Here is a 12683-nt window from a genome sequence, read left to right as displayed (position 1 = left end):
GAGTCTGATTTGTGGCAAAAAAACAGCGAGCAATTTTTATAATTGCTCGCTGTTCATACAAATTAGAAACCTAAAGAACGACGGAAATAGCTTGCATAGCGTTGGCTAACAGGAATACGTGTCCCATCTTTCATAATTAATAAAAACGTTGAGTGTGAATCTGGTTGAATTTCATCGATGTAGTCAATGTTAACGATATAAGAGCGGTGACAACGAATAAATGAGTCAGGTGCTAAAAATAGCTCTAGATCACTTAAGTTTAAACGGTGATAACCTTCACGAGTCATTGTTTTAACAAATGTTTTACGGAGTTGTGTTTCTAAATAAATAACTTGATCATGTTTGATTGGGTACCAGCAATCATCAATTTTGATGGTAATGTAGTTTGTTAAGAATGCTGATGGTTTTTGCGGGAAGATAGCAGTAATAGCTCCTTTTGTTTCGCCTTCCTCCATTAAAGGAATACTCATGCCATAATAGGCGACACCGAAAACATCAGGTTCGATATAAGAGCTGATTTTTTGACCATAGCTTAATGCTTTGTGTGCGGCTGAACCTTCTTTGATAGGGTCACCAGGTTTAATTTTTAAATCAACTTTCTTGCTTGGTTGGTAATACAAATATTCATTTGTATCAGAGATAGCGATGGACGTATTTTCAGGGAAGAACTCCTTAATAATCTCCATGATCTCTTCTATTTGTTTTGGATCCACTTTAAACACCTCGTCTAAACTTTTAAAAATAGTATTATCATCTATTTTACTACATATTCATATAAATTATATAGAGAAGATTTAGGAATAAAATAGAAAAATGTCGAATGATTCATTAGAATGATGTAAGTTGTTTTGTATAATTTGTAAATAAATTTATAAAATGACTAATTTATTTTGATATGTATATGGTAAAATTTAATTGTTAGGAATAAGTTTACGAGGTTTCTACTATGCGTATGTGATAAATTAGAACTAGAGTAGCAATTAAAATGTGGTTGAAAGGAAATCGCAGAATATGGTAAAATTCACTGTATAGTCTATTTTTTTTATATCTGGTGTTTTAGTAGGGTTATTTTTGATTTATTTGTTAATAAAATTTGTGAAATAGGACTCAGTTCTTATATTGAATAAGTAAATACTATTTTCTTATTTTTTAATTCGTCGGGATTGGTGTCAAATATTGTCATGCAATTCGTGCACTCTGAGGAAAGATGGGGAAGATTATGCAACTACATCAACATTCTATGTCAGAAACGATATCCAAAAGATACTTCCAAGAAATCGATAATATTAATCAATATATCGGTGTCGAAGAATTTTTTAATATTGAGTCGAAATTAATTTTTGAAATTTACCATTTAGAATCTGCAAAAGCGAAAAAATCTTTGCATGAGTTAATTGATATTCTCTCAATTCGTTTTGGCAAACAGGTCATTAAAATCGTTCGAAGTTATTTTTCTGTTTTGTCATCAATTGTTGCTCGTAAATTGCTGGACAATCAAGTACCTTCGAAAAAAGCATTTGCTTTCAATATTGCGTGTAACGATATGATTGAAAATCAGATGAAAGACGCAGAGTTTTTACAATTTGCCGATGATTTAATTGATTTCTTTGTTTACTTTATTGCAGATCGCAAACAACCGACTTTCCGACATCAAACTGTTAACAAAGTGATAATGTATATAAATGACGAGCTTGAAAATGATTTAACTGTTGAAAGTATAGCGAATAACTTTCATATAAGTACTAGTCACTTATCACGTATTTTTAGAGAACATGTGGGCATTACATTGGTTGAGTATTTAAATGTAAGACGTGTAGAAGAATCACAATACTACTTACGACATACAAACAAAAGTATTACTTCTATCTCAGATCAATTCCATTTTTGTAATCAAAGTTATTTTACACGTATTTTCAAAAAATATACTGGAGTTACGCCAAAACATTTTAGAGACGAGCTTCATCATGAATTTTATCGTTTTGAAATGGCAGAAGCTGAATTACAAAATGTTTAGATTTTGTGCATAGAGAATGAGAAGATGCGAAGATATTAGCGTTGCTAAAGCTCGCATCTTTTTTGATGAATCATCTGAGGAAACAGCTTAAGGAATAAGTAGCACTTGCTATTTGATAAAGAGAGACCCTATAAGGTATACTTCACAGTAGTTGATAAATAATAGTAGGTGGAAAAATGAAAAATTTGAAGCTATTTTCAATGCTTGGTATTGCCGTTTTTGTTCTTAGTGGCTGTCAAGCTGTGCAAAACAAAGAAGGTTTTTTCTATAGTATCTTTGTAAAACCTATGGAATTTTTATTGGAGTTTTTTGGGAATGATATCTTTTCAGGGAGCTATGGTTTAGCAATCATTGCGATTACTGTTCTAATTCGTTTAGTCTTAATGCCGATTATGTTAAAAAACTATCGTCAACAACAATTAATGAAAACGAAGATGGATGCTTTTAAACCTGAAATGGAAGCCGTTCAGAAAAAAATGAAGGAAGCTAAGACAAAAGAAGAGCAAACGCAATATCAACAAGAAATGATGGCTCTATATCAAAAGCATGGCATTAATCCACTTAATATGGGTTGTTTACCGATGTTAATTCAAATGCCAATTATTATGGGGCTGTATTTCTCGATCTTGTATTCTGCCGATGTTAAATCCCATGAGTTTTTATGGTTTAGCTTAGGTTCACCTGATATCGTGATGACTATTGTTGCAGGGATTGTTTACCTGATCCAGGCTCGTGTATCTTTATGGACGGTACCTGAACAACAAAAAGCGCAGATGAAAATGTTTATTTATATTTCACCAATTATGATTGTCTTTATCTCTATGTCTTCTATGGCAGCACTGCCTTTGTATTGGTCTGTCAGTGGTGCATTGTTGATTATTCAAACATATATTGGGCGTAAATATTATTCGGAACATCCTGAGAAAGCAAAAAAATAAATTGATTGATGTCGAGGCGCCTTTGTTGCCTCGATTTTTTTAGGAGGACAGCAAGATGAACAAAAAATGGCTATCATCTATTCTTGTTGCAATTTTTAGTATTGCAGCACTAGTATTTATTATTATGGGGAAATTTAATTTTGCCGTACTTGCAATGACGATCATGTTTGCCTTATCAAATGGGTTTAGAGCAAAAAGCTTTAAAGAGCAAGGTTATGTAAAAGAAGCAAAATGGATGCAGTATATGGCAATTTTTTTCGCAATTGCATCTATAGTAGTATTTGTCATCGTTCTAACAGATTAATTGAATATTTACGTAGGAAATTTACACCTGAAAATGTGAACAGTGCTAAAATAAGATTATAACTAGTAATACAATAAAATAGGTATTTTCAAGGTGAAATGCTTTAAAACATCCTTTTAGATACCTGATATTTTAAAAGGGGTATAAAGAGTGAAAAACAATCGTCTTCCGCTTATCGTTGGTGCTTTCATATCTATTGCGTTAATCGTAGCAATTTTTGTAGTCTATAACTATAAAAATAATCAAGTAAATAGTGCATCTGATGAGCAGCCAAAAACAACAGAAACAAACAAACCAGCTGAACAAGATTCTACTGCAACAGAGAAACCAGACAATACTGAAACTCCTGCAAAGCCAGAGCAACAACCTGACGAAAATGGGTATCTTCCAAATCAAACATTACCTACGGAACCGACTTATATTAATGGTATTCTGTTAGCTAATAAAATTTATCCGCTTCCATCTACCTTTGCACCTGAAGAAAATCCAGAAGCACGAGAAGCGTTAAATCAAATGCTAGCCGCTGCCAAGCAGCAAGGATTTGATTTAGTTGCATTTAGTGGCTACCGATCTTTTGAATATCAAACAACACTTTATAATAACTATGTTAAACGTGATGGACAGGCAGCAGCAGATCGATATAGTGCTCGACCTGGCTACTCAGAACATCAAACAGGCTTAGCATTTGATATAGGAGAGCGTGGAAAAGAAGATGTGTGGCTGACAGAAGAATTTGGGGAAACTCCAGCAGGGCAATGGCTATTTGCACACGCACAGGAGTATGGCTTTATTTTGCGTTTCCCTCAAAACAAAGAAGAGATAACAGGTTATATGTATGAGTCATGGCACTATCGTTATGTGGGCAAAGAGATTGCAAAAGAGATAACAAAGAAAAACATTACATTGGAAGAATATTTAGGTGTTAAATAATAAAAGGAAGAGAAGCCATGCGGTGAATAGGCTCTCTTCCTTTTTATTTTTATAAAATGGGTGTTAATAGACGGGAAATAGATTCTTTAAATTTAATCAGTGTTGAACGGTTTTTATACATTTCCCATGTTAATTCTGTACAATCAAAAATATCCTTCTCAAACAGTTCTGCCAATTGGTGCGATATATTTGCATCATATATGAAGGCATTGACTTCAAAATTCAGACTAAAACTTCGTACATCAATATTCGCTGTTCCGACAGAGGAAGCCTCGTCATCAATAATAATAGCTTTAGCATGGATAAAGCCCTTTTCATAGATGTAGACTTTGGCTCCAGCACGTAATAATTGACCAACATAAGAATAAGTAGCCCAATATACAAACATGTGATCAGGCTTATTAGGAATCATTATGCGTACATCAATGCCTGACAAGGTGGCAATTTTAATGGCGTCTAAAAAACTAACATCTGGGATGAAATATGGTGTTTGAATATAAATATATTTTTGAGCCATATTAATAAGCTTTAAGTAACCGATCTTTATTTGCTCCCAGTCCGAGTCTGGTCCACTTGAAACAATCTGTAAACCCACATCACCTTTTTTCGGGATGGCAGGGAAGTAACGATCAGAGTACCCCATTTTTTGTTGAGCACTAGCTTGGTTCCAGTCAAGTAAAAAGCGGGTTTGCAAAGGATGTACGGCACTACCCTCAATACGTAAGTGTGTATCACGCCAATAACCAAACTTTTTTTGTAAACCTAAATACTCGTCACCGACGTTAAAACCACCAATATAGCCAATTCGACCATCAATGACAACGATTTTTCGGTGATTTCTAAAATTTAAACGAGGGTTAAGAAGTGGCAAAATGGATGGGAAGAAAACTTCTACTTCACCACCAGCATGCAGCAACTCTTTAAAATGACGTCTTTTTACATTACGTGATCCCATTTCATCGTAGAGAAGCCTTACCTTAACACCTTGCTTTGCTTTTTTTATCAATGCATTGACGATGCGTGTACCTAAGTCATCAAGTCTGAAAATATAATACTGGATGTGGATGTGATCTTTAGCTGCTTCAATGTCTTTAAGGAGCTGCTCAAATTTATCGGCACCATCATCAAAAATATCCAGATGGTTGTCCTGTGTTAATACCGCATTGTTTGTTCTGAGGTGCATATAAATCATCTCTTGATAATTTTCTGCATTAGCAATACGAAACTCAAACGTTTCATCACGAATCGCTTCCATCTGGTAGGTAATTAGATTATCAATCCCGATATCCTTGCGTCCTTCCCAACGGAATAGATGCTTTCTTCGTAATTGTCTTCCAAGTAATAAGTACAAAATAAATCCAGCTAATGGCAGGAAAAATAACACGAGAATCCATGCCCATGTAGAGGTAGCATCTTTACGTTCTAAGAAAATGATGGTCATGGCTAATAAAATATTAAAAAACAAAGTTAAAGGAACTAAATATTCTATATCTGTAAAAATGCTCATTCCTACACCTGCCTTTGTATTGTTAATAACATACTTAGTATAGCCTACTTCAAATGCGGAAAGAAGATATGAAATGGCTAGTTAGCATGGAAAAGGATTATCCCTTTGATATATAGGGATAATCCGCATGATTTAATTAGTAATTCTCTAATAGATAGGATGTTTCTATGATTACTGACTCAACGATTGGTATCCATAAATTGCAACCTACTATATTTTATGGATGACGCAATGATTTACGGGATGCCTTATATATATAAATTAGGCTTATAGAGAGAATGGCTATTGCAGCCGAAATATAATAACCAAGACTTGCTTGGACAGTAAATAACCATGTGAAAAATAGTGGACCAAGAATACGTCCTAAGTTATCCATCGAATAGGACAGACCAGCGGCAGTTCCATATTGTCCTCCAGATTCTTTAGAGGAGAGTGATACAACACATGTTCTTGCAAGTGCATTACCTGCTGTAAAAACACAAAGGGCAAGCCCAGCGATAAAAAGATTAGCTGTTAATGTAAATAAAAGCATGCCAACAGCAGTTACAATTTGTGCGCCGATTAACCATGTCGTTTCACTGCCATTTTTTATGCGTCGAACGACCCCTCCTTGAATAGCTGCATCGACAAAGCCACTAAACATGAACAAGTAACCAATTTGTAATGGTGTAATATGAATTTTTTCAATTTGAAATAGCTGAAATGTAGCCTCCACGCCCGCTAGCATAAAAGTTACTAAAAAAGAAAACATAAATAAATAGCGCACACGAAATTGTAGCATTGTTGCAGCACCTTTTGGCACTATAGCACGTTTATTTGAATCTTTTCGTTTTTTAGGTTCTTTTAGGACGAAACTTGCATAAATAAATAATAGTGCAATTAATAATGCTGATGCAGTAAACGGTAACTGCAAGCTATAATGGCCTAGCATTCCTCCGATTGCTGGACCAAAAATAAACCCAAGACCGATGGACATGCCCATAAAGCCCATATACTTATTGCGATCCTCTTCACTAGACATATCGGCGATAAATCCTGTTACTGCTGTATATAATGCACCAGAAAATAAACCACCAATAATACGTGAAACATACAATATAGCTAGGTTATCAATAAATAGTGAAAAAATAACAAAACTAAGGCTAAAGCCAATTAGACCAGTAAGGATTAGTTGTTTTCGCCCTACCTTATCTGATAGCATCCCCCAAAACGGTGCTGTGAAAAAACTTGCAAGTGAATAGACGGTCAATAAACCACCTACGTGGAGATCATGCCAATTTTGCTGCACAATTACCTCTGGTAAGACGGGAATAATAATGCCGAACCCTAGATAAACGAGGAATTGAACAGACATCAATAATAAAATAGCCTTTTTCATACAGTTCCCTGCTTTCATACGATATTTCAATATGTATATTCTACCCCTCTTGTTCTTGCGATTACAACAATAGGGGAGGGGAAGCTTGAATAAAGTGGAACAATTTAGTAAAGAAAGAAATGAAGCAATTTAAAATTTTTTAAATCTATGTTCTGATTTTTGAATAAAATGTAGCCATTTTGGGTAATTTAAAGATGTTTGATGGAAAAGTTTGATGATGTGAAAAATTTACAATGTAACAAAATTGAAAAATTTTAAAGGTAAGTTAAATGGTATGATAAATTTGTCAGACATCATACTCGTAGAAAAATGAAACTTTTTCGTAAATAAAACGTTATATAAAATCGAGGAAAGATTGAGGTGGAATGTATGACAAAAGAAGTAGATTTGAAAAAGATTGTTTCGAATTTATCTAAGTTGGGTGTAACAGCCACAGTAACAAAGTCTCGACTAGAACTTTTAAAAGTGCTAACACCACCAACGCAAACTCCGCAAGTTCAAGCTTAACTCGTTTCCAATAGAAAAAGGGAGGTCTCAATACGCGAGACTTCCCTTTTTCTATAGTTATTCATCTTCATCATGTGTGGTAAACATGTAAGTTCGATAATGGAATCGCATACTAAAGACTAGCCCAATTGCTAAAGCATTCCCCATAAGTGAACTTCCTCCGTAGCTAATGAACGGAAGTGGAATACCTGTGATAGGTAATAATTGAATAGTCATACCAATATTTTCGAAAACGTGGAAGGTAATCATTGCAATAATCCCAGCACATACATAGGTCGAGAAGGGGTCTTTCAATAAAAGGGTTGTCTTTGTTAAATGATAAATTAATAAGAAGAAAATACAAATAACAATACTAGCGCCAATAAAGCCCCATTCCTCACCGATAACTGTAAAAATGAAATCGGTATGGTTTTCAGCTACATATACTTCACGATTTCTAAATCCCTTACCAAAAATTTCACCTGATCCAATGGCGTTTAAAGAGGTAATTAAATGATAGCCATCACTGGATGAATAGGAATAGGGGTCTAGCCAAGAATAAATACGAGCAAATTGATAAGCCTTAAAACCAAATGTTTTTTCTAGAAAGTCCTGCATATAAAGTGCCATCCACAGTAGTGTACCGCCTGCTACCATGCCACCTAAAAAAGTTGGTAGAATGATTTTCCAAGAAATACCCGCTACAATGATAAGGGCTGCAGTAATGGCAAAGAATACGAGTGCTGAGCCTAGGTCAGGCTGCTTTAAAATAATAGCTAATGGTACGATTAAGGTGATTGCAATTTTACCGAGTAGCAAAAAGTCTGTTTTAATTGATCGTAATGAATAAATTTCATGGTGCTTACTAATTAATCGAGCTAGTGCTAAAATGTAAAAAGTTTTCATAAACTCAGAAGGCTGTATATTTCCAATCGGCGTATGATACCAGCTTTTAGCACCATTAACGGGTGCACCGATTTGACCTTCTCCTTCTGGCATAAAAATAAGCAGTACCAGTAAGGCAATCCCTGCTCCATACATATACCATGACATTTTTTTATATTGATCTGGCTCAAAAAACATGACTATACCAATAATAACTGCACCAATCACATACCATTGCATTTGTTTTGGTACGTAGTTAATACCATATTGTCCTGAAGTTTGGGCAGATGCAATAGCTAACAAACTAATGACTAGAAAAGTGAAGAGTATAAATGCAAGTGTCCAGTCAAAACGATTTGCGAAATTTCGTTTATTTTCCATAAAAGCCACCTAAAATTAAAATAGTATCTCAATATGAGTAAATGTGATGCGATTCTCCCTATTTCGTTTATAATTGGTCAAAGAAGAAAGCAAATTAATAACCAGTAGTGGTGTAAGAATAGCTCATATCTATTGATAAGCTTGCAATTTGCTTTGAATATTGTCAATGGAATTTTAAGCAAATACTTGAACTCATTGAGTAATCTAAACTTTATATGCAAATGCATGTTTAACATTCCTAATTATAACGCAAAAATTACTTTTATGCCTGCGTATATAGTAGTAACGACAATTAACATAAAATGTTTCAAAAAAATCATGTTTAGTCTTATAATGTAGTGAAGAATGGGGTGATGGTTGTGGCTAAAAAATTAAAGTCAGCTGATGATTTTATGTATCATATTTATGTTCATATGAATGATGTCGATAAATTTGTTATATTTAGCGGGTTAAAATTCTCGCAATTTGTGGCTGCACTTGAACCACTACATCACTTACTGTTATTAAAACATTCCTATGAAGACGGTTCTTTTAATATGCATACACAATTTGAATATGTATTAGAAGAAGATGTTCCTCGTTTTGTGAAAAAATCTGCTGAATCTAAAGAATTATGCTGGGTAGATTTTATGGACGAGAAGAGGCTAGATCATTTAACACCGATGGAACAAGGAGAATTGCTTTACATAAGTCACAAGAAAGAACCGATTACGTCAGCATTTTTTAATAAATTACAAAATAGATTTGTCTATTATTCTTCAGACTTAGAGAAAATGACAAAAATTTATTTTCGTCATTTAAGTGATTCGGATTTATTGGTTGCCAATGTTTTTAATAGTTTAATTCGTGAAAAGGAACGCAGCACTGGATTTTGGCGTCGAAAAGTAAAAGCGAGTATTCCCGCTATATCACCAGATTTTTTACGTTCTTACCGATCCTTTGCGAAAGATGGAGCATTACTATCGCTGTATCGGATTGAGAAACCAAAAGTAGCGTATGGAATAGAAGTTCGCAATCTGTCTGAATATTCTTTTCCTGACGAAGTTTGGGATGACTTAAATACGATTTTAAAAACAGAGCACGATGAATTAATCTATATTATTTAAACTTCATGGTGACGCAATCAAAGAACTAAGATGTTGGTAGACAATATTTATGTTGCATTATTCCTGTACAATTCAATAGCAGGAAGTAATGATGCTAGGGCATAATTGATGAAATATACACGCAAAATCTCACCGTTAAAAATACGGTGAGATTTTTATGTCATTTGTCAAGACGTTTCATGATAAACTAATAGTACTCAAGAAGTATGTGGAGGGCACAAAAATGAAAAAAAGAATCGGTTTATTATACGGCGGAAAGTCAGCGGAGCACGAAGTGTCGTTATCGACAGCACGTGCAGTCACTGGAGCTTTGAATTTCGAGGAGTATGAAGTATATCCGATTTTCATTACATCTGACGGGGAATGGCGTCGTGGAGATCGTTTAGAAAAACCCGTAAGTGCAATAGAAGAACTACAATTTGGTGATAATACAACAATTTTGGAAAATAATATCACTGATTTTTTGATTGATAAAAATGGCAATGAGGTAAAGTTTGATGTCATTTTCCCATTGTTACATGGTACGAATGGTGAGGATGGAACAGTGCAAGGTTTACTTGAGGTTCTAAATTTACCGTATGTAGGAAATGGTGTATTAGCATCCTCTGCTGGAATGGATAAAGTGGTAATGAAGCAATTATTTGAAATTGCTGGATTACCTCAAGTGCCCTATACGTATTTTATTCGTAGTGAGTGGAAGAGTGAGCAACAGGCAATCATTGAACACTGTGAAAATACCTTGAATTGGCCAATGTTTGTGAAGCCCGCAAACTTAGGATCAAGTGTTGGGATTAGCAAGGCAGCAAATCGCGAGCAATTGGTGAAAGCAATTGAGGTTGCTTTGCAATATGATCGTAAAATCGTTGTTGAACAGGGAATTGTCGCTCGTGAAGTTGAACTGGCAGTGTTAGGAAATGACGATCCTGAAGTATCAGTGCCAGGAGAAATTAAACCTGTTACTGATTTTTATGATTATGATTCTAAATATAAGGACGGTTCTACAGCACTTATTATTCCAGCTGAGCTTCCAGTAGAAACTGTGGCAAGCTTAAAAGAACTGGCAAAGCGTGCATTTAAGGCTATAGATGGTAGCGGCTTAGTTCGTGCAGACTTTTTTGTAACAGCTGAAAATAACGTTTACATTAATGAAGTAAACACAATGCCAGGTTTCACGCCTGTAAGTATGTATCCATTATTATGGCAGCATACAGATGTGAGTTATCCGGAGCTGATCGACCGTTTAATTACCCTAGCAATTGAACGCTATGAAGAAAAACAACAGCTTCACTATAAAAAAGACTGAGTGGGATTATCGTGAAAAAAACTTTAAAACAATTAGCTGCATGGTTAAATGAGGAAATGGGTTCTTTTGGTGACACTATTGTGTCAGGAATTTCTATTGATACAAGAACAATTCAACAAGGAGACCTATTTGTTCCATTTCGTGGTGAGCATACAAATGGGCACAAGTTTGTAATGCAGGCATTTGAGAAAGGTGCTGGAGCTTCTCTTTGGCAAAAGGATGAACCGAATCCACCAGAAGATTACCCCTTGCTGTTTGTGGATGATCCAGAATTAGCCTTGCAAGAAATGGCTAGAGCATATCGTAATGAACATAAAGCAAAATTTATAGGCATTACAGGTTCAAATGGTAAGACATCAACAAAGGATATTTTAGCCGGAACACTAGGTCCATTCTTTAAAGTACAAAAAACGATTGGGAACTTTAATAATCAATTGGGCTTGCCTATTACTATCTTACAGCTTGATGAAGATACAGATGTGGCTGTCCTTGAGATGGGTATGAGTGGATTTGGTGAAATTGAGTTTTTAACGAAGCTTGCTCGTCCACATATGACGGTTATTACCAACATTGGTGAGGCCCATATGCAGGATTTGGGGTCACGTGCAGGTATTGCAAAAGCAAAGTTTGAAATAATTCAAGGAATGCAAGAAGATGGTCTATTATTCTATGATGGTGATGAACCTTTGCTCCAGGAATTAGTGGCAAAGGAACAACACTTACAATCAGTACCGTTCGGGTTAGAATCCAATAATCTTTTATACGCTGACAATATTCATGCTAACGCTGATGGCAGCCACTTCACTACACACGGTATGATCGAGGGTGATTTCTTTATTTCAGTGCTTGGCAAGCATCAAGTAAAAAATACACTTGTGGCCATGTTAATTTCTCATAAGCTAGGTTTAAGCAATGAACAAATACGTACATCCTTAGAGCATGTCGTATTAACTGATATGAGGATGCAACAGGTACTAGGAACGAATGGCGCTCTATTTATCAATGACGCCTATAATGCAGCTCCAACCTCTGTAAAAGCTGCCATTCAATTTATGGCTACATCAACTATTCGACCTGAAAAATGGCTTGTGTTAGGAGATATGCTAGAGCTTGGACCAAATGAGCAACGTTTCCATGAGGGTCTGGCTGAGCATATTAATGAGGATGAAATTGATAATGTCTGTTTGTTTGGCCCTCGTATGCTATATCTTTACAAAATATTAAAAGAGCGCTTTGAGGCTGAACGTTTATTGTATACAGAAGATGATTATACGGCTATTATCGAAAAGCTAAAACAAGCGAATGAATCATCTATTGTTTTACTTAAAGGTTCACGTGGTATGAAATTAGAGACAATCTTAAAGGCATTTACATCATAGTAGCAATGAATCGGTGAGATAAACGCTCACCGATTTATTTGTGTAAGTGATTAATTGTTAAATGAGGTGAGA

At 35.1% G+C, this 12683-nt stretch carries 12 protein-coding genes; 8 read left to right on the top strand and 4 right to left on the bottom strand.

Annotation, left to right across the window (positions count from 1 at the left end; all coding sequences use genetic code 11):
* Positions 1-62 precede the first annotated feature (62 nt).
* Positions 63-713, bottom strand: coding sequence for a LytTR family DNA-binding domain-containing protein (locus tag EW028_RS10775; RefSeq protein ID WP_004232004.1), 651 nt, complete (start codon positions 711-713; stop codon positions 63-65).
* Between the two features lie 506 nt (positions 714-1219).
* Between EW028_RS10775 and EW028_RS10770 the strand changes: the two genes are divergently transcribed.
* From EW028_RS10770 to EW028_RS10755, 4 genes are all read left to right on the top strand, one after another.
* On the top strand, positions 1220-2014 hold the full coding sequence (locus EW028_RS10770; RefSeq protein WP_048394255.1) for a helix-turn-helix transcriptional regulator: 795 nt from the start codon (positions 1220-1222) through the stop codon (positions 2012-2014).
* A 176-nt stretch (positions 2015-2190) separates the two neighbouring features.
* Positions 2191-2952, top strand: a complete 762-nt coding sequence (gene yidC / locus EW028_RS10765; protein WP_004232011.1) for a membrane protein insertase YidC — start codon at positions 2191-2193, stop codon at positions 2950-2952.
* Positions 2953-3007: 55 nt separating this feature from the next.
* The gene (locus EW028_RS10760) at positions 3008-3256 is read left to right on the top strand and encodes a hypothetical protein (RefSeq protein WP_054549596.1); all 249 of its coding nucleotides are present in this window, start codon (positions 3008-3010) and stop codon (positions 3254-3256) included.
* Between the two features lie 150 nt (positions 3257-3406).
* Positions 3407-4186 carry a M15 family metallopeptidase gene (locus EW028_RS10755; protein WP_131520855.1) on the top strand — a complete coding sequence of 260 codons (780 nt, stop codon included), beginning with the start codon at positions 3407-3409 and terminating at the stop codon, positions 4184-4186.
* Between the two features lie 49 nt (positions 4187-4235).
* Here the strand turns inward: EW028_RS10755 and cls are convergent, their stop codons facing one another.
* Positions 4236-5693, bottom strand: coding sequence for a cardiolipin synthase (cls, locus tag EW028_RS10750; protein WP_048394260.1), 1458 nt, complete (start codon positions 5691-5693; stop codon positions 4236-4238).
* A gap of 217 nt (positions 5694-5910) precedes the next feature.
* Entirely contained in the window at positions 5911-7071 is a 1161-nt protein-coding gene (locus EW028_RS10745; RefSeq protein WP_227744929.1) for an MFS transporter, read from the bottom strand.
* A 369-nt stretch (positions 7072-7440) separates the two neighbouring features.
* Here EW028_RS10745 and EW028_RS25300 point away from each other — a divergent pair, with 369 nt between their 5' ends.
* Positions 7441-7578 (top strand): Lmo0850 family protein, encoded by a 138-nt coding sequence (locus EW028_RS25300; protein ID WP_004232019.1) that lies wholly within the window; start codon positions 7441-7443, stop codon positions 7576-7578.
* A gap of 57 nt (positions 7579-7635) precedes the next feature.
* On the opposite strand, the gene EW028_RS10740 is transcribed toward EW028_RS25300, so the two are convergent.
* Positions 7636-8823: an FtsW/RodA/SpoVE family cell cycle protein gene (locus tag EW028_RS10740; RefSeq protein ID WP_036079404.1), complete on the bottom strand. Its 1188-nt coding sequence runs from the start codon at positions 8821-8823 to the stop codon at positions 7636-7638.
* A gap of 353 nt (positions 8824-9176) precedes the next feature.
* Here EW028_RS10740 and EW028_RS10735 point away from each other — a divergent pair, with 353 nt between their 5' ends.
* The 3 genes from EW028_RS10735 to EW028_RS10725 all read left to right on the top strand — a co-directional run bounded on the left by EW028_RS10735 (position 9177) and on the right by EW028_RS10725 (position 12611).
* On the top strand, positions 9177-9929 hold the full coding sequence (locus EW028_RS10735) for a hypothetical protein (RefSeq protein WP_048394266.1): 753 nt from the start codon (positions 9177-9179) through the stop codon (positions 9927-9929).
* 223 nt (positions 9930-10152) lie between these two features.
* On the top strand, positions 10153-11232 hold the full coding sequence (locus EW028_RS10730; protein ID WP_131520853.1) for a D-alanine--D-alanine ligase: 1080 nt from the start codon (positions 10153-10155) through the stop codon (positions 11230-11232).
* An 11-nt stretch (positions 11233-11243) separates the two neighbouring features.
* Positions 11244-12611 carry a UDP-N-acetylmuramoyl-tripeptide--D-alanyl-D-alanine ligase gene (locus tag EW028_RS10725; protein ID WP_131520852.1) on the top strand — a complete coding sequence of 456 codons (1368 nt, stop codon included), beginning with the start codon at positions 11244-11246 and terminating at the stop codon, positions 12609-12611.
* Positions 12612-12683 lie beyond the last annotated feature (72 nt).

Source organism: Lysinibacillus sp. OL1 (genome assembly GCF_004332175.1).
In the GTDB taxonomy this organism is placed as follows: domain Bacteria; phylum Bacillota; class Bacilli; order Bacillales_A; family Planococcaceae; genus Lysinibacillus; species Lysinibacillus capsici.
The sequence above is the reverse complement of the archived record's forward strand: the minus strand, read 5'-3'. Positions and strand labels throughout refer to the sequence as shown.